This window comes from Pseudomonas sp. MWU12-3088 (assembly GCF_023242405.1).
Classification (GTDB): domain Bacteria; phylum Pseudomonadota; class Gammaproteobacteria; order Pseudomonadales; family Pseudomonadaceae; genus Aquipseudomonas; species Aquipseudomonas kribbensis.
The window spans coordinates 520,692-545,024 of sequence record NZ_JALJEA010000003.1 but is presented as its reverse complement, the minus strand read 5'-3'; the positions used below and the strand labels follow the sequence as shown (position 1 = coordinate 545,024).

Genomic DNA, 24,333 nt, shown 5'->3' with positions numbered 1-24,333 from the left:
TTTAGCATAGATTCAAAGGTGTACAAGTCAAATTATTTGTACAAGATTTTGACGGAGGCTAACGCCAGCCCATTTTCCAGTGCGCATCGTCCTGCAATGCATGCCAGTCCAGTTGCGTGGTGCGCCTGGTCAGCACGGCCTGCATTTCGATCTCCAGCACCGTGCCGTCCTCATCGCGGAACAGTTCGGTCACCAGAAAATGCTTTTCACGGTTTTGCGGCAGGGCTGCTGTCCATTTCGACAGCAGCAGTTTTTGCGGATTGATACGGTTCACTGCAGGTGTTCGTGCAGGCGGCGTGCAGCTTCCTGGCCACTGAGCCACGCGCCTTCGACCCGGCCCGACAGGCACCAGTCGCCGCACGCATACAGCCCCAGATCGGCATCCGCCAGCGTGCCCCACTCATGGCTGGTGGCCGGGCGGGCGTAGAGCCAGCGGTGGGCGAGGCTGAAAGTCGGTGCGGGCATGGCGCTGTGCAGCAACTCGGCAAAGGCGCCGTGCAACTGCTCGATCACGGCTTCCTTGGAAAGGTCGATGTGCTGCCGGCTCCAGGCGCTGGTGGCGTGCAGGACCCAGGTGTCGAGGGTGTTGTCGCGTCCGGGTTTACTGCGGTTGCGGGCCAGCCAGTCGAGAGGACTGTCCTGCACGAAGCAGCCTTCGATCGGTGTATCCAGCGGTGTGTCGAAGGCGAGGGCTACGGCCCAGGTCGGGTCCATCTTCACCCCGGCAGCGGCCCCGGCCAGTTTTGGCGCAGCGGCCAGCAATGCGGTGGCCTGAGGCGCCGGGGTGGCGATCACCACATGGCTGAACGGCCCGTGAGTGAAGCCTTCGGCGTCTTGCAGATGCCAGTGCTCTTCACCGCGATAGACCTCGGTAATCCGGCAGGCGAAATGCACTTCCAGGCCGTCGAGCAAGCCTCGGGTGATGGCGCTCATGCGCGGCGAGCCGACCCAGCGGGTCTGCTCGTCCGGCGACAGGTTCAGTTGTCCGCCATGAAAGGTATAGAGCTGCGGTGCCCACTCGGCGACCCAGCCGTTGCTCTGCCAGCGCTGGACTTCGGTGACGAAGCGCCGGTCACGGGCCGTGAAATATTGCGCGCCCATGTCCAGCGAGCCGGCATCGCTGCGCTTGCTCGACATGCGCCCGCCGCTGCCGCGGCTTTTATCGAACAACTGGACGGTGTGCCCGGCCTCTGTCAGGGCCTGGGCGGCGGAGAGTCCGGCGATGCCGGTGCCAATGATTGCGATAGGTACAGTCATAGGGGCCTCGTTTACCTTTCTGTACAGACTACGCCGTGGATGAAACCTGTACAATTTTGTTTTCTGGTATAACTTCCAGCGTTTTCGTTCTGACAGCTTGGCCTATTGTTAAACAATAGAGCCTGTCCGATAGAAAAGATCCCTGCTTATAAAAATAGACTAGTGATCGAAGTAAAACGCCACGCGAGGAAGATGTCATGCACATATTGCTGACCGGCGGTACTGGATTGATCGGACGTCAGCTCTGCCGGCACTGGTCGGGGCAGGGCCACCGGTTGACCGTGTGGAGTCGTCGTGCGGAAAAGGTCGCGAAAATCTGCGGCGCTCAGGTGCGTGGCATTGCGCGTCTGGAAGACCTTGGCGATGAACCGGTCGATGTGATCGTCAACCTTGCCGGCGCGCCGATTGCCGACCGGCCGTGGACCCATCGGCGCAAGGCGTTGCTCTGGAGCAGCCGGATCACGCTCACCGAGACGTTGCTGGCGTGGCTGGAGCATCGCGGGCAGAAACCTTCACTGCTGATCTCGGGCTCGGCCGTGGGTTGGTACGGAGACGGCGGCGAGCGTGAATTGACCGAAGAGTCGCCACCGGTGGTCGACGATTTCGCCAGTCAGTTGTGCATTGCCTGGGAAGAAACCGCGCAACGCGCCGAAGCGATGGACATCCGCGTAGTGCTGGTGCGGACCGGGCTGGTGTTGTCGGCCGAGGGCGGTTTTTTGTCGCGCCTGTTGCTGCCGTTCAAACTCGGGCTGGGCGGGCCTTTGGGCAATGGTCGGCAGTGGATGCCTTGGATTCATATCGACGATCAAATCGCCCTGATTGATTTTCTTCTGCACCGCGATCAGGCGAGTGGTCCTTATAATGCGTGCGCGCCGAAGCCGGTGCGCAATCGCGAATTTGCCAAAACGCTGGGCCGCGTGCTGCACCGCCCGGCGTTCATGCCGATGCCGGCTCTGGCCCTGAAGGTCGGGCTCGGCGAGATGTCATTGCTGTTGCTGGGTGGTCAACGGGCCACGCCGGCACGCTTGCTGGAAGCCGGATTCAATTTCCGGTTCACGGATTTACGCGCGGCCCTGGACGATCTGTCCAGCCGCCTCTGAAATAGGACGTTGCATGACCGATCACGCCTTGCTTCTGGTCAACCTGGGTTCGCCGGCCTCCACTTCGGTGGCCGACGTGCGCAGCTACCTCAATCAATTTCTGATGGATCCGTACGTGATCGACTTGCCATGGCCGGTGCGGCGCCTGCTGGTGTCGCTGATCCTGATCAAGCGTCCCGAGCAGTCGGCCCACGCCTACGCCTCGATCTGGTGGGAGGAGGGCTCGCCACTGGTGGTGCTCAGCCGTCGCCTGCAACAGCAGATGAAAGCGCAGTGGACCCACGGCCCGGTGGAATTGGCCATGCGTTACGGCGAGCCGTCCATTGAGACAAGCCTGCTGAAGCTGGTGGCGGCGGGACACAAACGCATCACCCTCGCACCGCTTTATCCACAGTTCGCCGACAGCACCACGACCACCGTGATCGAAGAAGCCAAGCGAGTGGTACGCGAGAAAAAACTCGACGTACAACTGTCGGTGTTGCAGCCGTTCTACGATCAGCCGGAATACCTCGATGCCCTGGTGGCGAGCGCCCGGCCGCACTTGCAGCAGGATTACGATCACCTGTTGCTGAGCTTCCATGGTTTGCCGGAACGGCATCTGACCAAACTCAATCCGGGTCATCGCTTCGATGGTCACGGCGATTGCTGCGCCGGTGCGCCGCCGGAAGTGGTTGCGACCTGCTATCGCGGCCAGTGCCTGCGCACGGCAGCCGAGTTCGCCAAACGCATGGGCCTTCCCGATGGCAAATGGTCGGTGTCGTTCCAGTCGCGGCTGGGCAAGGCGAAATGGATCGAGCCGTACACCGAAGCGCGGCTGGATGAGTTGGCCAAAAGCGGCGTGAAGAAGATTCTGGTGATGTGCCCGGCGTTTGTCGCCGATTGCATCGAAACCCTGGAAGAGATTGGCGATCGCGGCAAGGAACAGTTCCGCGAAGCGGGAGGGGAGGAGTTGGTGCTGGTGCCGTGCCTGAACGATGACCCGCAATGGGCGAAGGCGTTGGCGACGTTGTGTGAGCGGGCGCCGTTGGCCCTCTGAAAACATGATCGTTCCCACGCAACGTGGGAACGATCAACGCTCAAGGCTTAGAGCAGCGGCTCATCCGCCTTCTTGTGTTTCCAGCTGTCGTTGCCCGGCAGGATCAGGTTCAGCGCAATCGCCACTACCGCGCACAGCGCGATGCCTTTGAGGCCGAAGTCATCCGGACCAGTGCCGGTGCCGACCAGCACACCGCCGATCCCGAACACCAGGGTCACCGAAACGATCACCAGATTGCGCGCCTCGCCCAGATCGATCTTGTGGCGGATCAGGGTGTTCATCCCCACCGCGGCGATCGAACCGAACAACAGGCACAGAATCCCGCCCATCACCGGCACCGGAATGCTTTGCAGCAGGGCGCCGAACTTGCCGATGAACGCCAGGGCGATGGCGAAGATCGCCGCCCAGGTCATGATTTTCGGGTTGTAGTTCTTGGTCAGCATCACCGCGCCAGTCACTTCGGCGTAGGTGGTGTTGGGCGGACCGCCGAACAGGCCGGCCGCCGTGGTGGCGATACCGTCACCCAGCAGGGTGCGATGCAGGCCCGGCTTCTTCAGGTAGTCACGACCGGTCACGCTGCCGACCGCAATCACGCCGCCGATGTGTTCGATGGCCGGGGCCAGCGCCACCGGAACGATGAACAGGATCGCCTGCCAGTTGAACTCCGGCGCGGTGAAATGAGGCAGTGCAAACCACGGGGCCGCCGCAATCTTCGCGGTGTCGACGACACCGAAATAGAAGGACATGGCGAAACCCACGAGGACGCCGGAGATGATCGGCACCAGGCGGAAGATGCCTTTGCCGAACACCGCCACGATCAACGTGGTCAGCAGCGCCGGCATCGAGATCATCATCGCGGTCTGATAGTGGATCAGCTCCGAGCCGTCACCGGCCTTGCCCATCGCCATGTTCGCGGCAATCGGCGCCATGGCCAGACCAATGGAGATGATCACCGGACCGATCACCACCGGTGGCAGCAGACGGTCGATGAACCCGGTGCCTTTGATCTTCACGGCCAGGCCGAGGAAGGTGTAGACGAAACCGGCCGCCATCACGCCGCCCATGGTCGCGGCGAGGCCGAACTGGCCTTTGGCGAGAATGATCGGGGTGATGAAGGCAAAGCTCGACGCGAGGAACACCGGCACCTGACGCCCGGTGACGATCTGGAACAGAATCGTCCCAAGACCTGCGGTGAACAGTGCCACGTTCGGGTCAAGGCCCGTGATCAGCGGCATCAGCACCAGGGCGCCGAAAGCCACGAACAGCATCTGCGCGCCGGACAGCACCGTGCGCCAGAGCGGATCGTTGAACTCATCCTGCATGGTCAAGCGTCCTTCTGCTTGGTGCCGAAGATCTTGTCACCGGCATCGCCAAGCCCAGGAATGATGTAACCGTGCTCGTTGAGTTTCTGATCGATGGACGCGGTGTAGATGATCACGTCCGGGTGAGCCTGCTCGACGGCGGCAATGCCTTCCGGCGCGGCAACCAGCACCATCGCGCGGATGTCCTTGCAACCGGCCTTCTTCAGCAGGTCGATGGTCGCAACCATGGAGCTGCCGGTGGCGAGCATCGGGTCGATGATCATGGCCAGGCGTTCGTCGATTTCCGGAACCAGTTTTTCCAGATAGGTGTGGGCCTGCAGGGTTTCTTCGTTACGGGCAACGCCGACGGCGCTGACTTTCGCGCCCGGGATCAGGCTCAGCACGCCTTCGAGCATGCCGATGCCGGCACGCAGGATCGGCACGACGGTAATCTTCTTGCCGGCGATTTTCTCGACCGACACAGTGCCGCACCAACCTTCGATATCGTAGGTTTCCAACGGCAGGTCTTTAGTAGCTTCATAGGTCAACAGGGCACCGACTTCCTGAGCAAGCTCACGGAAATTCTTGGTGCTGATGTCTGCACGGCGCATAAGGCCAAGTTTGTGACGGATCAGCGGATGGCGGATCTCTTGGATGGACATGGGGAAAGGCTCCGGCGGCGGGCAAAAAAACCGGCCTAGATTAATCTATCCGAGGGTGATGTCCTATAGGACATACAGTACGTTAGTCCACAAATGCTTGATTCGGCCGTGCGGGATGCGTACCTTTGCCCGCTTTTCCGAAACAGACCCCCCTTGGAGAGCGCCATGTCCGCTGATCTCGAGCATATCCGTCAAATCATGCGAGAGGCTGACTGCCTGTACACCGAAGCTGAAGTCGAGGCTGCCATTGCCCGCGTCGGTGCACAAATCAACGAACAACTGGCCGAGAGCAACCCGGTGGTGTTCTGCGTGATGAACGGCGGGCTGATCTTCTCCGGCAAGCTGCTGACCCATCTGCAGTTCCCGCTGGAAGCGTCCTACCTGCACGCCACCCGCTATCGCAACGAAACCAGCGGCGGCGACCTGTTCTGGAAAGCCAAGCCGGAAGTCTCGTTCATCGACCGTGACGTGCTGATCATCGACGACATCCTCGACGAAGGTCACACCCTGGGCGCGATCATCGACTTCTGCAAACACGCCGGTGCCCGTGCCGTGCACACCGCGGTACTGATCGACAAGGATCACGACCGCAAGGCTCGTCCTGACCTGAAAGCCGATTTCGTCGGCCTGCCATGCGTTGACCGTTACATCTTCGGTTACGGCATGGACTACAAAGGCTACTGGCGCAACGCCAACGGGATCTTCGCCGTCAAAGGCATGTAAGAACCCCTGAAAGATCGCAGCCCCCGGCTGCGATCTTTTGCTTTTAAAGGCTGCTAAAGTGCTCGGCCCCGCCCTCCGGAGTCTGTCATGAGCCTCTTGATCCGCAGCTGCGCCGCCCTGTTGCTGACCCTCAGCCTGCCCCTGTCCGCCGCCCCGATGCACAGCCAGTTCCTGCCGCCCGACGATCTGACCCTGCGCGATGCCGAACCCGAGCAGCAGCAACTGTTGCAGGTCACCGACTATTCGGTGGTGGTCGGTGCTCAACGTCAGTCCAACCAGCAGCCGATACCGGTCACTTCGCCATTGATGATCCGCCTCAAGGGCAAGTCCCTGAACAAGGGCGCGACGATCAATCAGGTGCTGGTCAGTTTTGATGGCGAAAGCAAAAGCCTGAAAAAACCGGTATACGACGACCAGCGCAAGACCCTGACCCTGTTCTATCCGCTGGCCCAATACCGGGTGATCATCGATCTGCTGCGCAACGACACCGTGTATGTGCAATTTCTCAGCTACGCCAACGGCCACATCTGGGCCGATCTGCACACCGGCAGCACGCGTGCGCGTTGAGCCTCGTGCCCGGGCGGGGGTAAACTGCCCGCCCCGTGAAATGTCTGCGAGCTGGAGTCGGCAATGCGTAAAGATAAGAAGCAAGTGATTGGTGACGAGATCGGCGATGAGCAGATCAAGCTGTTCCTCGATTTTGAGCCGGTCGATGCCACTTCGCCGTCGCTGCACAAACTGGTCAAGGCCTACCGTGGCCTGCGTATCGACGATTTCGAGCGTTTCCTGACGTTCTTCGTTGCAGCCGGTTATGACGTGGACGGCAAGGACGAGCATGGCAAGACCTTCGTCGACCAGATCCGTGATCAGCGCAACGCCCCGGAATACATCGAGCTGATCGAGAAAGCGCGCGGCTGATAGCCGAAGTTTTCCACAGGCATAAAAAACGCCCCGCACTCACTGAGTACGGGGCGTTTTTCATGGAACCGAATCAGGCGTAGCTTTCGGTCTCGTTACTGGCTTCAACCAGTTCCAGCGCGACGTTGTTGTGCGCGTTGATCTTGCGATACAGCGCAGCGTCGGTTTCCAGGACCTTTTCACGGGCCGGGAAGATTTCAGCCAGTTTGGCAGCCCACTCACCCTTGGCCTTGGCCGGGAAGCACTTCTCGATCAGTTCCAGCATGATCGAAACGGTCACCGAAGCACCTGGCGAAGCGCCGAGCAGGGCGGCGAGGGAGCCGTCCTTCGCAGCGACGAGTTCGGTACCGAACTGCAGGATGCCGCCTTTTTTCGGGTCTTTCTTGATGATCTGCACTCGCTGGCCGGCCACTTCCAGGCGCCAGTCTTCGGCTTTCGCCTCCGGGTAGAAACGACGCAGGGATTCCAGGCGCTGTTCCATCGACTGCATCACTTCGCTGACCAGGTACTTGGTCAGGTCCATGTTGTTCTTGGCCACAGCCAGCATCGGGCCGATGTTGCCGGCGCGAACCGACAGCGGCAGGTCCATGAAGGAGCCGTGCTTGAGGAACTTGGTGGTGAAACCGGCGTATGGCCCGAACAGCAGGGACTTCTTGCCATCGACCACGCGGGTGTCCAGGTGCGGCACGGACATCGGTGGCGAACCCACCGCAGCCTGGCTGTAAACCTTGGCCTGGTGATGCTTGACCACTTCCGGGTTGTCGCAACGCAGCCACTGGCCGCTGATCGGGAAGCCGCCGAAGCCTTTGCTCTCTTCGATGCCCGAGGCCTGCAGCAGCGGCAGGGCCGCGCCACCGGCACCGAGGAACACGAATTTGGCGTCGACTTCACGGCTGCTGCCGCTGTTGACGTCCTTGATGCTGACGGTCCAGCCGTTGGCGTTACGCTTGAGACCGGTCACGCGCTTGCAGTACTTGACCTGGGCATCCGGGGCGCTGGTCAGGTGCTTGAGCAACTGATTGGTCAGTGCGCCGAAGTTGACGTCGGTACCGTTCATCACGCGGGTGGCGGCGAGCACCTGGTCTTTCGGGCGGCCCGGCATCATCAATGGCATCCACTCGGCCATCTTCGCCTTGTCTTCGGTGTATTCCATGTCGGCGAAGGCGTGATGCTTGTGCAGCGTGTTGAAGCGTTCCTTGAGGAACGAAACGCCTTTTTCACCCTCGACGTAGCTCAGGTGCGGCACCGGGCTGATGAAGGACTTGCACGAGCCGAAGGTGCCTTTTTTGGTCAGGTACGACCAGAACTGCTTCGACACCTCGAACTGGGTGTTGATGTGTACGGCTTTCTTGATGTCGACGGTGCCGTCGGCATTCTGCGGCGTGTAGTTCAGCTCGCAGAGGCCGGCGTGGCCGGTACCGGCGTTGTTCCACGGGTTGGAACTTTCCGCGGCACCGGAATCCATCAGTTCGACGACTTCCAGCTTGATCGCCGGGTCGAGTTCCTTGAGCAGCACTGCAAGGGTGGCACTCATGATGCCGGCCCCAACCAGAACTACGTCGACTGCTTCGTTATGCGCCATTTAACGCGTCTCCAAAATCTGCAGCACCAAATTGTCGGCATGGCTGCCAGGTGTCCGGGGCAGGTCAGTTACGCCCCAGGTACCCATGGCCAGGTTTGCCATGTCCGAATCTTCGCAATTTTTCGCAACTTCGACGGATGCGTGCTGCCTGGCTTCAAGAGTCACATGAACTCATTTCAGCACGTGGCTGGCAATTCGACTTATGGTCGAGACATCCGTTTGTGCAACCAAATCCGTAGCGGACAGGCTTCAGGCTCCGGTATTCGAGGCGTACCCGTTCCTGTGTCGTTGGGCTGTTTCAGACGCTAATGGTGCATGTTCAGACGCAAAACTATTCATTTGCTCGCCACACTCTTGTGAAGTTGTGAAAACCCGTTTTTTTCACGCTCTTTTGAAGACGTGAACCTCAAAAAGGGCTGTCCCGGCTGGCACCGTGCCCGGAGGGGCAAACAACTCAGTGACCGAGCGTCATGACAGCTCTGCAGATTCGCGAAAAGCGGGGATTTGCCAGGGAAACAGCAAGCACGCCAGCTTCACTCGATCTGTGTGGGCGGCTCTCTGTGGGCGATTTGGATGCCAATGCAAGCGCATTGACGCTGTTGCGGGGCCCGATCAGGAGACGTCCTTATAATCGGGGGGAGATTGTATCGAAGAAATGCGGGGAGTTGGTCGAGTTTAATGACTTTTATTAGGCATCCGGTCAGATGCTCAACATCGCCTGGGCACGTGCGCGAGGGCGCTGCTGTTCGACCCGGGCGCTGGCCGGCAGAGGCTGGTGCAGCCAGTTGAGGCGGATTTCCTCGATTTCGACCCAGCCGTCACCCATTGGCTGCAGGCTGCACTGCTTGAAAGCCTGGCAATGGCCGTTGCGGTCGAGCAGGGCGAAGCTACGGTGCAGCGGGCGTGGAGCGAACAACGAGATCAGATAGCGCATGGTGTGTGTTCCTTCTGGAGATCTGTGACGAAGATTGTCAAAAGACCGTGAAGCGAACATGTATGGAGGGTGAACAATCTGTGACAGGAACCGCGTGCAGCGGGGTTTGTCTGAGATTTCAGTGCTGGTGACCCGCAGTGGCCCACCGCTATACTGCGGGCCTGTCTGTGCCTGATTCTGGAGAGAAGAGCATGTTGCAACGCCTGTTGTTCGGTTTGATCACTGTGACCAGTTTGACCCTGGTTGGTTGCGCCCACAGCCCGCAACAACTGAGCCCGGAACCGAAGCTGACCACTCAGCTGGCACCGGTCGGCCATGGCCAGCCTGTCGTGGTTCGCGTGGTCGACGGTCGTCCGTCGCCAACCCTGGGCACCCGCGGTGGCCTGTACCCGGAAACCAGCGCCATCACCGTACAGCGCGAGCAGATCGTGCCGAAGTTGCAGGCCCAGGCCGAAGCGGCCGTGCGTCTGCTGGGCTTTACCCCGTCCAACGGGGCGATGAATGCTCCGCAACTGACCGTGACCCTGACTGAACTGAAATACCAGTCGCCGAAAGAAGGCATGTACGTGACCGAGGCCACCATCGGCGCGACCTTCCGCTCCGACGTTCAGAGCGGCAACCGTCGTTACAGCGGCCGTTACGGTGCATCGCTGGATCAACGTTTCGGCATGGCGCCGAACCAGGAAACCAACACCAAACTGGTCAGCGATGTGCTGAGCGATGCGCTGACCCGTGTGTTCAAGGATCCGTCCATCGGCCAGATCCTCGCTGAATAAAGCGTTCGCCTGATGCGAAAAAGCCCGGGGCCAGTGATGGCCCCGGGCTTTTTTCATTCAGGCAGCTTGCGAATAGAAGTCGAGGACGCTGACGCCGGTCAGCAGGTCGGTCTCGGGCAAGTCTGCATGCTGGTGCCCGCCGAGGGCGCAATACACCAGCCAGTGACGGTCCTGAACATTGAAGGCCAGGCTGCCGACGAGGGTCTGTTGTTCGTCGGACGGGGAGATGAGGTACAGGCGATCCTGGTTTTCAGCGTGAAGCATGTCGCATTCCGTTTACGTTTCGAGGCGCGCAGGGTGGCCGAAACAAATGACGATGCCGTGACACAGGACAGCCATCGGTCGATTGATGGGTAATTTGTCGCAAAGGGTAGGGCAGTGGGGGAGGGTTTCGGTAGAATCCGCGCCGCGGTCGTCGGTCTGGCGTTCGCCATTCCGGTTTAGATTGAGGTCTGTGATGCACTTGATGACGCTGTTTACCGCCCATCCCGCCAAACTGATCAACCTGCTGGCCCTGCTGTTGGCCTTCCCGGGCAGTTGGCTGCTGCACGCGACCCGTCGGCGTGAGCAACGGGCGATGGCCAGCATCGCAGCCCAGCGCCAGAGCCAGCCGGATCAAGAGCCGGTGCTGGACTGGGCGACCCTGCGCATGAACCGGTTTTTCTATCGTTTCGGTTTCGCCTGTCTGGGACTGGCGTTGCTGATTTCCTGGATCAGTACCCGCTACTGAACGAAAAACGGCGCCCGAAGGCGCCGTTCTTGTATCCGCTCGAAACCGCTTACAGCGGCAAGCCAGCCTTGACCCGGTACTGATTGCGCACCGGTGTCGCATATTGCAGCACCAGATACGGACGATGCTCCTCAGGGCAGGCGTCCAGACGGTTCTGCCATTCTTCCTGGGCCTTGGCCAGTTCCTCGGCACCGAACACCTCGGCAGCCTTCGGCACGTTCAATTGCGGATCGGCATCCGCCCACTGCGCGTACGCCAGGTAATGCACGGGGAACAACCGGTAGCCGCCGAGAATCTGCTTGTCCATCTCGACCGCCAGTTGCTTGGTGTCTTCGAACAGTTCGGTGATCGGCGCGGCGAAATTCACGTGCACCCGGCCCTTGTAGCCGGTGATGCCCTTGGCGATGCTCACGTCATCCTCGCCCGGCGCCTTGCTGTAGGTGCCGGTGGTGGCGCGGATGTACAGCTCGCGGGCCTTGGCCTGGTCGCACGGGTCGTATTCGTAGCTGATCGATACCGGCGTCAGGTTCAGCGACTGGATGACTTCGCCGAACGGCTCGTCCTTGCGGCTCATGTGGAACATCTTGAGGATCGCCGACTCGGTACGGTCGTCGCCGTCCTTGGCCCGTCCTTCGGCCTGGGCGATCCAGATCGAGGCGCAATCGTTGCGGATCGAATGGTTGATGTAGGCCGACAGCAACTGGTACGCGGCCATTTTCTCCCGGCGCCCGGTGATCGAGCGGTGCACGATGAAGCTCTTGTTCAGACGCATCAGGTCGCTGACGAAAGGCTTTTGCAGCAGGTTGTCGCCAATCGCGATGCGCGGCGTCGGCAGGCCGGCGTGATACACGGCGTAGTTGACGAAGGCCGGGTCCATCACGATGTCGCGGTGGTTGGCGATGAACAGATAGGCGCTGCCGGACTTGAATTGCTCGACACCGGTGTAGGTCACGCCGTCGGTGGCGCGCTCGATGGTGTGGTCGACGTAGAACTCGACCTTGTCCTGCAACGTCGCCACCGATGTCACGTCGGCGAACTCACGACGCAGCCGATGGGCTATAAGTGGTTTGAGCATCCAGCCGAAGGCACCGGCGAAACGCGGGAAGCGGAAGTGGGTGAGGATATCTAGAAACGCCTTGTCGCCGAGCAGTCTTGCCAGTACCGCAGGTACTTCGCTGTCGTCGTAAGGTCGGATGGCATCGAATTCGCCCATCATGCTCTCTTGTTGGAAACGGCTAGGGTAAGTAAAGGTTTTGATCGAAAACCAACGGGGCACGGTCTGAAAAAGTAGCCAGACAAAATTAGCCCTGCAAATAGACCGGCGATTATACGCACAAGTCACCCGGGAGACCGCGATGCTGGAAAGCGCACTGTATGAATGTCCGTACTGTGGGGAGGAAGTCGAGACGACAGTGGATCTGTCGGCGGGTGATCAGACCTATATCGAAGACTGTCAGGTGTGTTGCCGGCCGATCACCTTTGTGTTGCAGGTCGATGGTCAGGACTGGTTTCTGGAAGTGTTCAGCGAAAACGAGTGAGGTGCGCCCATGCAGCGAATCTACGAGCCGGAAAACCTGATGGAAGGCGAAATGCTCAAGGGCATGCTCGCCAGCGAAGGCATCGAGGCGCATCTGGTGGGGCGCGATCTGCTCGGCGGCACCGGCGAGTTGCCGATCTTTGGCCTGCTCGGGCTTTCGGTCGAGAACGATCAGGCCGAATACGCCCGCGAACTGATCAGCGCGTACAATGCCGCGCTGCCGCTGCCCGGCGATGAACCGGAGAGCTTCCCCGGTACGCTGGTCTGTTAGGCTGGCGTTCGTTTTATTCTTGAGTCGTGCTGCCCCATGTGTGGACGTTATGCCCTGTTTCGCTGGAACCGCGACTTCGCGGCGCTGCCAGGTTTTCCCGCCGATCAGCAGGCGCAGTGGAACATTTCCCCCAACGATTCGGTGTTGATGCTGCGCGCCGAGCCTGACGGCCAGCGCACCCTGGCCCGCGCCCGCTGGGGCCTGACGCCGCCGTGGCTGACCGACCTGTCGCGCACCCCGGCCCACGCCCGGGCCGAAACCGTGGCCGAACAACCGATGTTTCGTGAGGCCCTGCGCCTGCGCCGCTGCCTGCTGCCGGCCAACGGTTTCTACGAATGGCGCGGCAATGTGCGCAAACAGCCGTACTGGCTGACGCCGGGGGAAGGTTCTTCGCTGTTCTTTGCGGGGATCTGGGAGGCGTATCCGGTGCAGGAGCAGGTCTGGCTCAGTACCGCAGTGATTACCCAGCCAGCGGCCAGTCAGCGCCGGCCGTTGATTCTCGACGAGGCGGGGCAGGCGGCGTGGCTCGACCCCGAGACGCCGCTGCATGTCCTGCAAGGCCTGCTCGCCAGCGAACCCGCCGCCTTGCGCGAGCGGGTGCTGGCGAACCTGGTCAATGATCCGAAACTCAATGGGCCGGAGTGTTTGACCCCGGCGTGATCGGTCAGACCTTGAACTGATTGATCAACCGCCGCTGCTGCTCCGCCAGTTTGGTCAAATCGGCACTCGCCGAGCTCGACTCGTCCGCCCCACCGGCCACTTCGTTTGCCACCTGACCGATGTTGATCACGTTGCGGTTGATGTCGTCGGCCACTGCGCTCTGTTCCTCGGCGGCGCTGGCGATCTGGGTGTTCATGTCGTTGATCACCGAAACCGCCTGAGTGATGGTCTCCAGCGCTTCGGCCGCCTTGGCCGCGTGTTGCACGCTTTCGTCGGTGCGGTTCTGGCTGTCTTCCATGACCCGCACCACATCGCGGGTGCCCTGTTGCAGTTGCTGGATCATGCTCTGGATTTCTTCGGTGGCCTTCTGGGTCTTCTGCGCCAGGTTGCGCACTTCATCGGCCACCACGGCAAATCCGCGACCCTGCTCGCCGGCACGGGCCGCTTCGATGGCGGCGTTGAGGGCCAGCAGGTTGGTCTGTTCGGCGATCCCGCGAATGGCAATCAGGATGGCAGTGATATTTTCGCTGTCCTTGGCCAGGGTCTGCACCACGTCCACCGCTTTGCCGATTTCCACGGCCAGCACACCGATCGAGTTGGAGGTGTCGCGCACGATCTGCATACCCTGACTGGCGGCCTGATCGGCATGGCTGGCGGCTTGTGCGGCCTGGGTCGCGTTGCGCGCCACGTCCTGGGCAGTGGCTGTCATTTCCTGCACCGCGGTGGCGACCTGATCGATCTCGGCCATCTGCTTTTGTATGCCGATATTGGTACGGATCGCGATGTCTGCAGTGTGCTCCGAGGAATCGCTGACACTCTGCACCGACGACACCACCTGCGTGATCATCGCCTGCAATTTGGCGAGGAAGGTATTGAAGCCTTTGGCGATTGAACCGAGTTCGTCTTTGCGGTCACTGCTCAAGCGGCGGGTCAGGTCGCCTTCGCCCTGGGCGATGTCATCGAGCATGGTCACCATTTGCTTCAGCGGGCGAGCGATGCCGTGGCCCACCAGCCAGATCACCAGCAGGCCGAGGCCGGCAATGAGCAGGCCGACCATGGCCATGCCGAAAGTGTCGGATTTGCGCTGGGCGTCGAGGTCGCCTTGCAGCTTTTGCAGATCGGCCATCACCGCGTTCAGTGGCAGTTGCAGCATCAGGGTCCAGCGTGCATCGGTCTGGCCGATGCCGAACGGCAGGTACAACTCGATCCGGCCCGCCTCTTTATTGACGGTATAGGTCACTTCGCCGCGCTTGAGATTGGCCATGTTGGCAATCTGCTGGGCGTCGAGAATGTCGCTGACCTTCTCGCCGAATTTGCTCGGGTCCTTGGTGTAGGCAACGATCCGGCCGTTGCCGCCGATCAGGGCCATCTGCCCGGCGCCGCTGTAAAGCTTCTGGTTGGCGCCCAGGAGCATTTCCTGGATGAAGTTCACCGACAGGTCGGCGCCGACGATGCCCTGGAAGGCGCCGTTGAGCATGATCGGTTCAATGAAGGAGGCGAGCATGACGATCTTGTCGCCAACCTTGTAGGGCGCCGGATCGATCACGCAGGATTTCTTGGTTTCCTTCGAGCACAGGTAGTACTCGCTGGCGCGCACGCCGGTGGACAGGACTTTCTGATCGTCGACGTCCACCAGTTTGTCCAGGCCCAGAGTGCCGTCGTCGTTGCGGAACCACCACGGCAGGAAGCGTCCGTTGGCGGCGTCGATGCCGACCACGCTGGTGCCGACGTAGGCCGCGTCATTGTGATCCAGTGCGTTCTTTTCCCAGCCGATGTAGGTGCCGAGAATCTTCGGGTTCTTCTCGACGTTTTCCTTGATCAGGCTGATCAGTTGCTCGCGGCTGACGGTCAGTCGTGGTTGGCCATCGGCGCCCGGGGTGCCGAGCAGGGCGTTGACTCGCACCAGCCCGCCGGCAATCAGCAGCGGTGCTTCGAGCTCGCGCTGGATCTGGCTGACCTGGGTCTGTGCCAGGGAAGTCAGGCGTTGTTCGATGACTTGTTCGAACTGCTCCTGGGTCCGCTGCTGGACCATCTCTTGGGTGCGGGCGCCGGAGAACAGCGCATACAGCACCAGCGCAGCCACCACGCTGAGAACGATGGCGCCGGCCAGGGCCGCCACGGAAAACTGGATCGACTTGAATTTCATGGAAGCTCCGCACGCAAGAGGACGTCTGCGCTGCTGTATCGGCAGCCACTATTGCGCCATGAGGCGAAGTGCGCGCAATTGAAGGCGGATGTCGCAAATGGAGCAGTGCGCGACGCAGATGCGCAGGCCTTGTCGGCGGATGTGAATTTTTTCCTACAGGGCCGGCAGGCACCTTCTGAAAGTGGGTGCAACACGTCCGTTGTATCTGGCGTCGATACAATTACCCGCCTAGGATACGCGGCATGTTTTCAGGGAGCTTTTGAATGAACAAGACATTGGTTGTAAGTGCACTGAGCGCAGCGCTGTTGCTGGCCGGTTGTCAGTCGGTCAACACCACCAGCGGCGGTGCCGTGGGTGTGGAGCGCAAGCAGTACATGTTCAGCATGCTGTCCTCGCAAGAGGTCGACCAGATGTATGCCCAGTCCTATCAGAAGACCGTTGGCGAGGCGTCCAGCAAAGGCGTGCTGGACAAGACCAGCAACGAAGCCAAACGGGTTCAGGCGATTGCCAACCGCTTGATTGCCCAGGCGCCGAACTTCCGTCCGGATGCCGCGCAATGGCAGTGGGAAGTGAACCTGATCAAGAGTGACGAGCTCAACGCCAACTGCGGTCCTGGCGGCAAGATCATTTTCTACACCGGGCTGATCGACAGCCTGAAACTGACCGACGATGAAATCGCTGCGGTCATGGGCCATGAAATCGCTCACGCTCTGCGCGAACACGGTCGTGAAGCGATGTCCAAGGCCTATGGCATCGAGATGGCCAAGCAGGGCGCCGGCGCGTTGCTCGGTCTGGGTCAGGACAGCCTGGCGCTGGCCGATACCGTGGCCAACTACGGGATGACGCTGCCCAACAGCCGCGCCAACGAGAACGAAGCCGACCTGATCGGCCTGGAGCTGGCTGCCCGCGCCGGTTACAACCCGAACGCCGCGATCACCTTGTGGAACAAGATGAGCAAGGCGTCCGAAGGCGCGCCGCCAGAGTTCATGAGCACTCACCCGGCATCCTCTAGCCGGATCGCCTCGTTGCAGGCGGCGATTCCGAAGGTCATGCCGCTCTACGAAAAAGCGCCAAAGTCCTGAAGCAATGATCGCTCCCGCACCGAGTGTGGGAGCGATCTGCCGGATCAGACCCAGCCGCTGCTCTGCATCGCCTTGTACACCGCGACGATCGCCAGAATCATGAACGCCGAGGCGGCCAGGCGACGGATCAGGGTCAGCGGCAGTTTCTCCGCCGCAAAGTTACCCGCCAGAACCACCGGCACGTTGGCAATCAGCATGCCCGCCGTGGTACCGATGATCACCAGCCACAGTTCCGGGTATTGCGCGGCCAGCATGACGGTGGCGATCTGGGTCTTGTCGCCGATTTCCGCGAGGAAGAATGCGATCAGGGTGGTCAGGAACGGCCCGAACTTGCGGGCGGTGCTGGCTTCATCGTCGTCCATCTTGTCCGGCACCAGCGTCCACAGGGCGGTGGCGGTGAAGCTCGCGGCGAGAATCCAGTGCAGGACCGAATCGGAGAAGAAGCTGCCGAACCAGGCGCCTACCGCACCGGCTGCCGCGTGATTGGCCAGGGTCGCCGCGACGATACCGGCAATGATCGGCCAGGGTTTGCGAAAGCGAGCGGCGAGAATCAGCGCGAGCAGTTGCGTCTTGTCGCCGATTTCGGCCAAGGCAACGATTGCGGTGGGAACGAGTAACGAGTCCAGCATCAGGATTTCCTAAGGGGCGGGTCGACACGGCTATGACACGTACAGCCTTCCCGCCCCGGGTAAGGTGTGCGTGTCATAGGTCTTGTCAAACCCTGCGATCCGTCTGCTGCGGACGCTTGGGTCGCATACGCCATGATCTGAGGATCAAGTATGTTGACGTATGCCGGACGAGCATGGCGCTCGTGGGAGACTACTCCCCTAGGACGGAGCGGATTCTGCCTAGGCGCAATCCATTCGGCAAGTGCTAATTTTCAGCCGCGCTTGGCCCGGTAAATCCGGAAACCATTGCCTTCGGCCTTGATCGCACACACGCCAAGATGCTCTTCGATCAGCGGCTGATACTTCAGGAAGCTGTTCGCTACCAGGCGCAGTTCGCCGCCGTTTTTCAGATGTTTGGCTGCTTTTCGCAGCAAGTTTTCGGTGGCGAAATAATCGGTGTGAACGCCGACATGGAACGGTGGATTGCTCAGGATTGCGTTCAATCCCATCGGTGCGGCGTCGATGCCGTCACCAGTCAGTACCTCGGCTTCCAGACCGTTGGCCGCCAATGTCAGGCGACTGCTGGCGGCAGCGAAGGCGTCGACGTCGAGCAGAGTGACCTGATTGTGCGGGTAGCGACGTTTGACCGCCGCGCCAAGCACGCCGGCACCGCAACCGAAGTCCAGCAGATGACCGCTCGGCAGTTTGTCCAGATGCTCCAGCAGCAGGGCGCTGCCGCGATCCAGTCGGCCATGGCTGAACACGCCCGGCAGGCTGATGACTTTCAGCGGGCCTTCGGCCAGCGGCAGTTCGTAAGTCTGCGCCAGGCTTTCCAGGGATTTGGCTTCAGGGGCGTTGGCCACCGTCACTTGCCACAACTGGCAGTGGCGCGCGCTGTCGAGCTTGCGTGGCTTGCCGAACGGGTTCAGTTGCTTGGATGCACCTTCGATGCCGCTGCGCTTTTCCCCGACCAGAAACACCTCACGCCCGGCCAGGCGCGAGGCCACGGCATTCAGGATGTAGTCGGTCAAATCCTTGGATTTGGGCAGGAACACCACCGCGCTGTCGAACTCGCGCTCCGGCACATTCACGCCGAAATGACTGCGGCCTTCGAAGCGGGCATCGAGCGCCGCCTGATCGCCGGCATGCCAGCACCAGCCGAAGGCGTTGGGCAGGCGCCCGAGCAGGTCGTCGGCGGGCAGACCGGCCAACAACAGCGAACCCTGGAATAACTCGACCTGACGAAGCAGTACTTCACTGCGCGGATCCATAACTGCTCCTGTGAAAAAAAGTGCCGCAGTTTATCAACTGACGACCCGCAGCGCCTTACCGCTGTAGAACGCCTGGGTGTTTTCCACCAGTTGGCCGACGATTCGCTGCCGCGCTTCGCGGCTGCCCCAGGCGTTGTGCGGGGTGACGATCAGGCGCGGGATGTCGGCGGCCAGCAGCGGATTGCCCTGGGTTGGCGGTTCGACGCTCAACACATCGGTGGCCGCGCCACCCAGATGACCGTTGCGCAAGGCATCGGCCAGGGCTTGCTCGTCGATCAGCCCGCCACGGGCGGTGTTGACCACGAAAGCCCCCGGTTTCATCGACGCCAGCTCGAGGGCACCGATGAAGTGGCGGGTGTGCTCATTGAGCGGGCAGTGCAGGGTGAGAGCGTCGATCTGAGGCAACAACTCTCCCAGCGGCAAGCGATCCGGCCGGGCTGGACGCCCCGGAATCTGCCCCAGCAACACGCGCATGCCAAAGGCCTCGGCCAGGCGCGCAACTGCGCCGCCCAGCTCACCATGCCCGAGCAGCCCGAGGGTTTTGCCTTCCAGCTCGACGATCGGGTAGTCCAGCAGGCAGAACTGTTTCGCCTGCTGCCAACGGCCTCCGCCGACGGCTTTTTGATAATCGGCCAGACGCGTGGCGAGATTGAGCAGCAACATGATCGTGTGCTGCGCCACCGACGGCGTGCCGTACCCCTGGCAGTTGCACACGGTGATGCCGTGGGCGCGGGCGGCGGCCAGATCGACGTTGTTGGTGCCGGTGGCGGTGATCAGGATCAGCTTCAGTTGTGGATTGGCAGCCATGGCGGCGGCATCGATCAGGATCTTGTTGCTGATGGCCACGGTCGCGCCTTGCAGGCGTTCGGCAACCTGTGCAGGCAGTGTCTGTGCGAACAGTTGCAGGTCGCTGAAGCAGGCGCGCAATGGCTCGAGGTCAAGGTCACCGAGGTCCAGGGAAGGGTGATCGAGGAATACGGCGCGGTGGGCGTTCGTCATCAACTGTACCTGTTGTGCTTTGAAGGGAAGGCGTAATCTGCCGAGCCTAACAGATGAAACAAAACGTTACGCCTGGCCGAAAGGAGCCCCCATGTACTGGACCGAGTTCTTGACCGTTGCACTGATCCACCTGCTGGCCGTCGCCAGCCCCGGCCCGGACTTTGCCGTGGTGGTGCGCGAGAGCGTGACCCACGGACGCCGCGCCGGCACCTGGACGGCACTGGGCGTGGGCACGGCGATTTTCCTGCACGTCGGTTATTCGCTGCTGGGCATTGGCCTGATCGTTTCGCAATCGATCGTGTTGTTCAACGCCCTGAAATGGGCCGCCGCCGCTTACCTGCTGTACATCGGCTACAAGGCCCTGCGCGCGCAACCGGCCAAGACCGTGACCGACGATCTGCACAAAGAGGCCGGCGAGCGCACCGCCCGTGGCGCGTTCACCTCAGGCTTCGTGACCAACGGGCTGAACCCGAAAGCCACGCTGTTCTTCCTGTCGCTGTTCACCGTGGTGATCAACCCGCACACGCCGCTGGCAGTGCAGGCCGGTTACGGGATTTACCTGGCCGCTGCCACCGCCACTTGGTTCTGCCTGGTGGCGATGTTGTTCAGCCAGCAGCGCGTGCGTGCCGGTTTCGCCCGCATGGGCCATTGGTTCGACCGCACCATGGGCGCGGTGCTGATCGCCATCGGCGTGAAACTCGCGTTCACCGAGATGCATTGATCGAGCGGAGCTGATTCAGGGCGTTGAGGTACTCCCGGGGATTGTCCCCGAGCAAACGGCGAAACATCGCGCTGAACGCCCGCGCGCTGCCGTAACCCAGATCCCGCGCCACGCTCTGCACGCTGTCCCCGGCGAGCAGGCGGGGCAGGGCTTCCATCAGGCGCAGTTGCTGGCGCCAGGCATTGAAATTCATCTGCAGTTGCTGCTGAAACAGCCGCGCCAATGTGCGCGAGCTGGCGCCGACCTGCTGCGCCCAGTCTTCCAGAGTGTTGGGGTGGTCAGGCTCGCGCAGCAGCGCCAGGCAAATGTTTTGCAGGCGCCGGTCGCTGGGCATCGGGATGTGCAGCGGCAGGTTTTCGAGGCCGGCCAGTTCCTCGAGCATCAATTGCTGGATCAGCGGGTTGTCGGCGTGGGGCGGGCCTTGCACCGCACGCAGGATCAACTCGCGCAGCAACGGCGTCACCGCCAGCACGCAGCAGTGTTGCAGGCTGGCCGGTGACAGTTCGGGCGCGATGAACAATGAACGCATCTGCACATCGCCGGACATGAAGATCTCATGTCCTATCTCCGGCGGAATCCACACCGCGCGGGTCGGGGGAATCACCCACGCACCTTGCGCCGTGACCACCCGCATGACGCCGCTCACCGCATACAGCAACTGCGCCTCGCGATGCAGGTGCAATGGCTGGTGCGCGCCATCCAGATAATCCCGGGGATAGGCGCTCACCGGGCCGTGTTCGAAATGGCTGATCAACATGTCCGGTTCACTGACTTGTATGGCAGGAATGCGCTTTTTCGCCAACTTAGCATAAGCGCTCACCCTCATCTGTTCACCACAAGAAAGCGTGCCGCGATGAATCAATCCAGAAATGTCATCCGCTACATCAACGCAGCCCATGTGATCGATCACATGTTCATGCTGATTTTTCCCGCCGCCGTGCTCGGCATGACCCAGGCCTTCGCCCTCGACTATGCCGCGCTGATCGGCCTGTCGCTGGGCGGTTTCATCGCGTTCGGTGCCTGTTCGCTACCGGCCGGCTGGTTGGGCGATCACTGGAGCCGGCGGCGGATGATGCTGGTGTTTTTCTTCGGTATCGGTGCTTCGGCAATCGTTACCGGCCTCAGTAACAGCCCGACGATGCTGGTCATCGGCCTGACCCTGATCGGCATTTTTGCCGCGATCTATCACCCGGTCGGCACGGCGATGCTGGTGGCCTATGCGCAAAATCGTGGCCGCGAAATCGGCATCAACGGCATGTGGGGCAATCTCGGCGTGGCGTTCTCGGCGCTGATCACCGGTTTGCTGGTGGCGCAGTTCGGCTGGCGTTCGGCATTCCTGATACCGGGTGCCGTGGCCATCGTGCTGGGGATCGGTTTTGCCTTGCAGGTGCGCGAGGAGCCAATTCCCAAACGCCCGCACACCGCGCTCAAGGGCGCCGGCGGCCAGCGCATTTCGATGGTCATGGTATTCGGCGTGCTGGCCTTGGCCACGGCCACCGGCGGCGTGGTGTTCAACGCCACCACCATGACTTATCCAAAGCTGTTCCAGGAGCGCTTGCATGACCTGTTCGCCTCGCCGCAGACCCTCGGCGTGGTGGTGAGCCTGGCATATGCGTTCGGTGCAGTGGCGCAGTTGAGCATCGGGCAATTGCTGCACCGGGTCAGTCTGAAATGGCCATTTGTGGTGCTGACGCTGTTTCAGGCGCCACTGCTTTATGCCATGGCTTACGTCGATGGCTGGGCGGTGATCGCGCTCGGAGCGGCGTTCATGTTCGTGGTGTTCGGCCAGGTGACGGTGAACGATTCGATGGTCGCCAACTTCGTTGCACCGCAATGGCAGTCCCGGGTGTTTGCCCTGCGTTACTGTTTATCGTTCGGTGCCAGTGCGACGGCGATTCCGCTGATTTCCTATGTCGAACCGCGCGATGGTTTTGTGGGCCTGTACCTGATTCTGGCCGGGTTTGGCGCTTTGACGTTCCTGGCGGCAGTGGTTTTCCCACGCACGCCTTCCGAAGCGGCTGTAGGGCAAACGGCCTGACCGGTGACGAAATCCGACAAATGCTGGCGCAAAGCTAGCATTTGTACGGCTCTGCAAATCATTCCTTTGGCTGATTTGGCTGGCGTATAAGGGTTCTAGAGTAGAAAACTCCAACGCCAACACCGTGCAGTCAGAAAAGGGATTCTTATGTTGCAGACTCGCGTTATTCCGCCCGCCGAAGGGGCCTACCAGTATCCATTGCTGATTAAACGGCTGCTGATGTCGGGCGCCCGTTACGAGAAAACCCGCGAGATCATCTACCGTGACCAGTTGCGCTACAGCTATCCGACCCTGATCGAACGGGTCGCGCGGCTGGCAAACGTGCTGACGGCGGCCGGCGTAAAGGCCGGCGATACCGTGGCGGTGATGGACTGGGACAGCCATCGCTACCTCGAATGCATGTTCGCCATTCCGATGATCGGCGCGGTGATTCACACCATCAACGTGCGTCTGTCGCCGGAACAGATCCTATACACCATGAACCACGCCGAGGACCGCTTCGTGTTGGTCAACAGCGAGTTCGTCGGGCTGTACCAGGCCATCGCGCCGCACCTGACCACGGTGGAGAAAACCCTTCTGCTGACCGATCTGCCGGAAAAAACCGCGGATCTGCCGAATCTGGTCGGCGAGTACGAACAACTGCTGGCGGCCGCAAACCCTCAGTACGACTTCCAGGACTTCGACGAAAACTCGGTAGCCACCACGTTCTACACCACGGGCACCACCGGCAATCCGAAAGGTGTGTATTTCACCCATCGGCAACTGGTGCTGCACACCATGGGCGTGTCGACCATCATGGGCGCCATCGACAGCGTGCGGCTGTTGGGCACCAACGACGTGTACATGCCGATCACCCCGATGTTCCACGTGCATGCCTGGGGCCTGCCGTATGTCGCGACCATGCTCGGGCTCAAGCAGGTTTATCCGGGGCGTTACGACCCGGAGTTCCTCGTCGAGCTGTGGCGCAAGGAGAAGGTCACGTTCTCTCACTGCGTGCCGACCATCCTGCAGATGGTGCTCAACGCCAAGGGCGCGCAGGGCACCGATTTCGGCGGCTGGAAAATCGTCATCGGCGGCAGTGCGCTCAACCGCACGCTGTATGAAACGGCCAAGAGCAAGGGCATTCAACTGACGGCGGCCTATGGCATGTCGGAAACCGGGCCGTTGGTTTCCTGCGCACATCTGAACGACGAGCTGATGGCGGGCACCGAAGACGAACGCACCACTTACCGGATCAAGGCCGGCGTGCCGGGGCCATTGGTCGAAGCGGCCATCGTCGACACCGAAGGCAATTTCCTTCCGGCCGATGGCGAAACCCAGGGCGAACTGGTGTTGCGTGCACCGTGGCTGACCGAGGGCTATTTCAACGAACCGCAGAAGGGCGCCGAGCTGTGGGCCGGTGGCTGGCTGCACACCGGGGACGTGGCAACGCTCGACAGCATGGGCGTGATCGACATCCGCGACCGCATCAAGGACGTGATCAAGACCGGTGGCGAATGGATTTCCTCGCTGGACCTCGAAGACCTGATCAGCCGTCACGTCGCGGTACGTGAAGTAGCAGTGGTGGGCATCGCCGATCCGCAGTGGGGCGAGCGCCCGTTTGCCTTGCTGGTGATCCGCGAAGGGCATGCCATCGGGGCTCGTGAGCTCAAGGAGCACCTCAAGCCGTTCGTGGAACTGGGGCACCTGAGCAAGTGGGCAATCCCTAGCCAGATCGCCCTTGTTACTGAAATTCCCAAGACCAGTGTCGGCAAGCTCGACAAGAAGCGCATCCGCCTCGACATCACCGAATGGCAGGCCAACAACAGCACCTTCCTATCGACACTTTGAGTGTCCCCTGGCGCGCCGAAAACGGCGCGCCAGCCCCACCAAGCAAGCGCTTGGCTTGTGAAATCGGAAAAATCAGCCATCCTTGCCGGGCCGACATGTGTCGGACTGGCGAAAGGACTGTTCCAGAGTGGCCGGCAGCTGCAAATCACAC

General features: G+C 61.1%; 27 protein-coding genes, 1 pseudogene and 1 riboswitch. Of the genes and pseudogenes, 14 read left to right on the top strand and 14 right to left on the bottom strand.

The window, feature by feature from the left end; translation table 11 throughout:
• Positions 1–58: 58 nt before the first annotated feature.
• Both M5B98_RS11215 and M5B98_RS11210 read right to left on the bottom strand, forming a co-directional pair.
• Complete coding sequence (locus M5B98_RS11215; protein WP_248742720.1) at positions 59–274, bottom strand: TIGR02450 family Trp-rich protein; 216 nt, start codon at positions 272–274, stop codon at positions 59–61.
• Positions 271–1,257, bottom strand: coding sequence for an NAD(P)/FAD-dependent oxidoreductase (locus M5B98_RS11210; protein ID WP_248742719.1), 987 nt, complete (start codon positions 1,255–1,257; stop codon positions 271–273). The genes M5B98_RS11215 and M5B98_RS11210 overlap by 4 nt, the downstream gene beginning before the upstream one ends.
• Before the next feature lie 197 nt (positions 1,258–1,454).
• Here M5B98_RS11210 and M5B98_RS11205 point away from each other — a divergent pair, with 197 nt between their 5' ends.
• Together M5B98_RS11205 and hemH are read left to right on the top strand one after the other, a co-directional pair.
• Positions 1,455–2,357, top strand: a complete 903-nt coding sequence (locus tag M5B98_RS11205; RefSeq protein WP_248742718.1) for a TIGR01777 family oxidoreductase — start codon at positions 1,455–1,457, stop codon at positions 2,355–2,357.
• 13 nt (positions 2,358–2,370) lie between these two features.
• A complete protein-coding gene (gene hemH, locus M5B98_RS11200; RefSeq protein WP_248742717.1) occupies positions 2,371–3,393 on the top strand; it encodes a ferrochelatase in 1,023 nt (340 codons plus the stop codon).
• Positions 3,394–3,440: 47 nt separating this feature from the next.
• Here hemH and M5B98_RS11195 read toward each other — a convergent pair whose 3' ends face one another.
• Positions 3,441–4,715: a uracil-xanthine permease family protein gene (locus tag M5B98_RS11195; RefSeq protein ID WP_248739363.1), complete on the bottom strand. Its 1,275-nt coding sequence runs from the start codon at positions 4,713–4,715 to the stop codon at positions 3,441–3,443.
• A 2-nt stretch (positions 4,716–4,717) separates the two neighbouring features.
• Positions 4,718–5,356, bottom strand: a complete 639-nt coding sequence (upp, locus tag M5B98_RS11190) for a uracil phosphoribosyltransferase (protein ID WP_011335903.1) — start codon at positions 5,354–5,356, stop codon at positions 4,718–4,720.
• Positions 5,357–5,521: 165 nt separating this feature from the next.
• Here upp and M5B98_RS11185 point away from each other — a divergent pair, with 165 nt between their 5' ends.
• The 3 genes from M5B98_RS11185 to M5B98_RS11175 all read left to right on the top strand — a co-directional run bounded on the left by M5B98_RS11185 (position 5,522) and on the right by M5B98_RS11175 (position 6,997).
• Positions 5,522–6,079: a hypoxanthine-guanine phosphoribosyltransferase gene (locus M5B98_RS11185; RefSeq protein ID WP_085709312.1), complete on the top strand. Its 558-nt coding sequence runs from the start codon at positions 5,522–5,524 to the stop codon at positions 6,077–6,079.
• An 87-nt stretch (positions 6,080–6,166) separates the two neighbouring features.
• Positions 6,167–6,646 (top strand): hypothetical protein, encoded by a 480-nt coding sequence (locus M5B98_RS11180; protein ID WP_248742716.1) that lies wholly within the window; start codon positions 6,167–6,169, stop codon positions 6,644–6,646.
• Positions 6,647–6,709: 63 nt separating this feature from the next.
• Positions 6,710–6,997 (top strand): PA4642 family protein, encoded by a 288-nt coding sequence (locus M5B98_RS11175; protein ID WP_007951679.1) that lies wholly within the window; start codon positions 6,710–6,712, stop codon positions 6,995–6,997.
• 73 nt (positions 6,998–7,070) lie between these two features.
• Here the strand turns inward: M5B98_RS11175 and mqo are convergent, their stop codons facing one another.
• Positions 7,071–8,579, bottom strand: coding sequence for a malate dehydrogenase (quinone) (gene mqo, locus M5B98_RS11170; RefSeq protein WP_114885473.1), 1,509 nt, complete (start codon positions 8,577–8,579; stop codon positions 7,071–7,073).
• Between the two features lie 700 nt (positions 8,580–9,279).
• Complete coding sequence (locus M5B98_RS11165; RefSeq protein WP_039766297.1) at positions 9,280–9,513, bottom strand: hypothetical protein; 234 nt, start codon at positions 9,511–9,513, stop codon at positions 9,280–9,282.
• Positions 9,514–9,704: 191 nt separating this feature from the next.
• Between M5B98_RS11165 and M5B98_RS11160 the strand changes: the two genes are divergently transcribed.
• The gene (locus tag M5B98_RS11160) at positions 9,705–10,289 is read left to right on the top strand and encodes a YajG family lipoprotein (RefSeq protein ID WP_114885471.1); all 585 of its coding nucleotides are present in this window, start codon (positions 9,705–9,707) and stop codon (positions 10,287–10,289) included.
• A gap of 57 nt (positions 10,290–10,346) precedes the next feature.
• Here M5B98_RS11160 and M5B98_RS11155 read toward each other — a convergent pair whose 3' ends face one another.
• Positions 10,347–10,553 carry a hypothetical protein gene (locus M5B98_RS11155; RefSeq protein WP_039766399.1) on the bottom strand — a complete coding sequence of 69 codons (207 nt, stop codon included), beginning with the start codon at positions 10,551–10,553 and terminating at the stop codon, positions 10,347–10,349.
• A 193-nt stretch (positions 10,554–10,746) separates the two neighbouring features.
• On the opposite strand from M5B98_RS11155, the gene M5B98_RS11150 reads away from it, so the two are divergent.
• Positions 10,747–11,019 carry a hypothetical protein gene (locus M5B98_RS11150; protein ID WP_114885469.1) on the top strand — a complete coding sequence of 91 codons (273 nt, stop codon included), beginning with the start codon at positions 10,747–10,749 and terminating at the stop codon, positions 11,017–11,019.
• Positions 11,020–11,068: 49 nt separating this feature from the next.
• Here the strand turns inward: M5B98_RS11150 and M5B98_RS11145 are convergent, their stop codons facing one another.
• Positions 11,069–12,232 carry a 1-acyl-sn-glycerol-3-phosphate acyltransferase gene (locus M5B98_RS11145; RefSeq protein WP_170929378.1) on the bottom strand — a complete coding sequence of 388 codons (1,164 nt, stop codon included), beginning with the start codon at positions 12,230–12,232 and terminating at the stop codon, positions 11,069–11,071.
• A 142-nt stretch (positions 12,233–12,374) separates the two neighbouring features.
• Here M5B98_RS11145 and M5B98_RS11140 point away from each other — a divergent pair, with 142 nt between their 5' ends.
• From M5B98_RS11140 to M5B98_RS11130, 3 genes are read left to right on the top strand one after another with little or no spacing between them, the layout of a single operon-like run.
• Positions 12,375–12,557 (top strand): CPXCG motif-containing cysteine-rich protein, encoded by a 183-nt coding sequence (locus M5B98_RS11140; protein ID WP_085709318.1) that lies wholly within the window; start codon positions 12,375–12,377, stop codon positions 12,555–12,557.
• Positions 12,558–12,566: 9 nt separating this feature from the next.
• Positions 12,567–12,827 carry a putative signal transducing protein gene (locus M5B98_RS11135; protein WP_085709319.1) on the top strand — a complete coding sequence of 87 codons (261 nt, stop codon included), beginning with the start codon at positions 12,567–12,569 and terminating at the stop codon, positions 12,825–12,827.
• A gap of 36 nt (positions 12,828–12,863) precedes the next feature.
• Positions 12,864–13,487, top strand: coding sequence for an SOS response-associated peptidase (locus tag M5B98_RS11130; RefSeq protein WP_248742715.1), 624 nt, complete (start codon positions 12,864–12,866; stop codon positions 13,485–13,487).
• A 4-nt stretch (positions 13,488–13,491) separates the two neighbouring features.
• Here M5B98_RS11130 and M5B98_RS28825 read toward each other — a convergent pair whose 3' ends face one another.
• Positions 13,492–14,235, bottom strand: a complete 744-nt coding sequence (locus M5B98_RS28825; protein ID WP_371320924.1) for a methyl-accepting chemotaxis protein — start codon at positions 14,233–14,235, stop codon at positions 13,492–13,494.
• A 111-nt stretch (positions 14,236–14,346) separates the two neighbouring features.
• Positions 14,347–14,544: pseudogene (locus tag M5B98_RS28820) on the bottom strand (HAMP domain-containing protein); the annotation flags it as partial.
• A 1,352-nt stretch (positions 14,545–15,896) separates the two neighbouring features.
• Here M5B98_RS28820 and M5B98_RS11120 point away from each other — a divergent pair.
• Complete coding sequence (locus M5B98_RS11120) at positions 15,897–16,715, top strand: M48 family metallopeptidase (protein ID WP_096822780.1); 819 nt, start codon at positions 15,897–15,899, stop codon at positions 16,713–16,715.
• Positions 16,716–16,759: 44 nt separating this feature from the next.
• Here the strand turns inward: M5B98_RS11120 and M5B98_RS11115 are convergent, their stop codons facing one another.
• The 3 genes from M5B98_RS11115 to M5B98_RS11105 form a co-directional block, all read right to left on the bottom strand.
• Entirely contained in the window at positions 16,760–17,344 is a 585-nt protein-coding gene (locus M5B98_RS11115) for a TMEM165/GDT1 family protein (protein WP_085733646.1), read from the bottom strand.
• A gap of 88 nt (positions 17,345–17,432) precedes the next feature.
• Positions 17,433–17,555: riboswitch (yybP-ykoY riboswitch) on the bottom strand.
• A gap of 40 nt (positions 17,556–17,595) precedes the next feature.
• Positions 17,596–18,594: a class I SAM-dependent methyltransferase gene (locus M5B98_RS11110; protein WP_085709324.1), complete on the bottom strand. Its 999-nt coding sequence runs from the start codon at positions 18,592–18,594 to the stop codon at positions 17,596–17,598.
• Positions 18,595–18,627: 33 nt separating this feature from the next.
• A complete protein-coding gene (locus tag M5B98_RS11105; protein ID WP_248742713.1) occupies positions 18,628–19,593 on the bottom strand; it encodes a 2-hydroxyacid dehydrogenase in 966 nt (321 codons plus the stop codon).
• 91 nt (positions 19,594–19,684) lie between these two features.
• Here M5B98_RS11105 and M5B98_RS11100 point away from each other — a divergent pair, with 91 nt between their 5' ends.
• Positions 19,685–20,314: a LysE family translocator gene (locus M5B98_RS11100; protein ID WP_114885453.1), complete on the top strand. Its 630-nt coding sequence runs from the start codon at positions 19,685–19,687 to the stop codon at positions 20,312–20,314.
• On the opposite strand, the gene M5B98_RS11095 is transcribed toward M5B98_RS11100, so the two are convergent.
• Positions 20,298–21,071 (bottom strand): AraC family transcriptional regulator, encoded by a 774-nt coding sequence (locus M5B98_RS11095; RefSeq protein WP_114885451.1) that lies wholly within the window; start codon positions 21,069–21,071, stop codon positions 20,298–20,300. The genes M5B98_RS11100 and M5B98_RS11095 overlap by 17 nt on opposite strands.
• Positions 21,072–21,167: 96 nt before the next feature.
• Here M5B98_RS11095 and M5B98_RS11090 point away from each other — a divergent pair, with 96 nt between their 5' ends.
• Positions 21,168–22,352 (top strand): MFS transporter, encoded by a 1,185-nt coding sequence (locus M5B98_RS11090; protein WP_248742712.1) that lies wholly within the window; start codon positions 21,168–21,170, stop codon positions 22,350–22,352.
• A gap of 147 nt (positions 22,353–22,499) precedes the next feature.
• A complete protein-coding gene (locus M5B98_RS11085) occupies positions 22,500–24,182 on the top strand; it encodes a fatty acid--CoA ligase (RefSeq protein WP_248742711.1) in 1,683 nt (560 codons plus the stop codon).
• Positions 24,183–24,333 lie beyond the last annotated feature (151 nt).

Bases quoted from the DNA above. Each gene is read 5' to 3' on its own strand.
- M5B98_RS11210 (WP_248742719.1), bottom strand. From the start codon at position 1,257: ATGACTGTACCTATCGCAATCATTGGCACCGGCATCGCCGGACTCTCC.
- M5B98_RS11205 (WP_248742718.1), top strand. From the start codon at position 1,455: ATGCACATATTGCTGACCGGCGGTACTGGATTGATCGGACGTCAGCTC.
- hemH (WP_248742717.1), top strand. From the start codon at position 2,371: ATGACCGATCACGCCTTGCTTCTGGTCAACCTGGGTTCGCCGGCCTCC.
- M5B98_RS11195 (WP_248739363.1), bottom strand. From the start codon at position 4,715: ATGCAGGATGAGTTCAACGATCCGCTCTGGCGCACGGTGCTGTCCGGC.
- upp (WP_011335903.1), bottom strand. From the start codon at position 5,356: ATGTCCATCCAAGAGATCCGCCATCCGCTGATCCGTCACAAACTTGGC.
- M5B98_RS11185 (WP_085709312.1), top strand. From the start codon at position 5,522: ATGTCCGCTGATCTCGAGCATATCCGTCAAATCATGCGAGAGGCTGAC.
- M5B98_RS11180 (WP_248742716.1), top strand. From the start codon at position 6,167: ATGAGCCTCTTGATCCGCAGCTGCGCCGCCCTGTTGCTGACCCTCAGC.
- M5B98_RS11175 (WP_007951679.1), top strand. From the start codon at position 6,710: ATGCGTAAAGATAAGAAGCAAGTGATTGGTGACGAGATCGGCGATGAG.
- mqo (WP_114885473.1), bottom strand. From the start codon at position 8,579: ATGGCGCATAACGAAGCAGTCGACGTAGTTCTGGTTGGGGCCGGCATC.
- M5B98_RS11165 (WP_039766297.1), bottom strand. From the start codon at position 9,513: ATGCGCTATCTGATCTCGTTGTTCGCTCCACGCCCGCTGCACCGTAGC.
- M5B98_RS11160 (WP_114885471.1), top strand. From the start codon at position 9,705: ATGTTGCAACGCCTGTTGTTCGGTTTGATCACTGTGACCAGTTTGACC.
- M5B98_RS11155 (WP_039766399.1), bottom strand. From the start codon at position 10,553: ATGCTTCACGCTGAAAACCAGGATCGCCTGTACCTCATCTCCCCGTCC.
- M5B98_RS11150 (WP_114885469.1), top strand. From the start codon at position 10,747: ATGCACTTGATGACGCTGTTTACCGCCCATCCCGCCAAACTGATCAAC.
- M5B98_RS11145 (WP_170929378.1), bottom strand. From the start codon at position 12,232: ATGGGCGAATTCGATGCCATCCGACCTTACGACGACAGCGAAGTACCT.
- M5B98_RS11140 (WP_085709318.1), top strand. From the start codon at position 12,375: ATGCTGGAAAGCGCACTGTATGAATGTCCGTACTGTGGGGAGGAAGTC.
- M5B98_RS11135 (WP_085709319.1), top strand. From the start codon at position 12,567: ATGCAGCGAATCTACGAGCCGGAAAACCTGATGGAAGGCGAAATGCTC.
- M5B98_RS11130 (WP_248742715.1), top strand. From the start codon at position 12,864: ATGTGTGGACGTTATGCCCTGTTTCGCTGGAACCGCGACTTCGCGGCG.
- M5B98_RS28825 (WP_371320924.1), bottom strand. From the start codon at position 14,235: ATGGCCGAGATCGATCAGGTCGCCACCGCGGTGCAGGAAATGACAGCC.
- M5B98_RS11120 (WP_096822780.1), top strand. From the start codon at position 15,897: ATGAACAAGACATTGGTTGTAAGTGCACTGAGCGCAGCGCTGTTGCTG.
- M5B98_RS11115 (WP_085733646.1), bottom strand. From the start codon at position 17,344: ATGCTGGACTCGTTACTCGTTCCCACCGCAATCGTTGCCTTGGCCGAA.
- M5B98_RS11110 (WP_085709324.1), bottom strand. From the start codon at position 18,594: ATGGATCCGCGCAGTGAAGTACTGCTTCGTCAGGTCGAGTTATTCCAG.
- M5B98_RS11105 (WP_248742713.1), bottom strand. From the start codon at position 19,593: ATGACGAACGCCCACCGCGCCGTATTCCTCGATCACCCTTCCCTGGAC.
- M5B98_RS11100 (WP_114885453.1), top strand. From the start codon at position 19,685: ATGTACTGGACCGAGTTCTTGACCGTTGCACTGATCCACCTGCTGGCC.
- M5B98_RS11095 (WP_114885451.1), bottom strand. From the start codon at position 21,071: ATGTTGATCAGCCATTTCGAACACGGCCCGGTGAGCGCCTATCCCCGG.
- M5B98_RS11090 (WP_248742712.1), top strand. From the start codon at position 21,168: ATGAATCAATCCAGAAATGTCATCCGCTACATCAACGCAGCCCATGTG.
- M5B98_RS11085 (WP_248742711.1), top strand. From the start codon at position 22,500: ATGTTGCAGACTCGCGTTATTCCGCCCGCCGAAGGGGCCTACCAGTAT.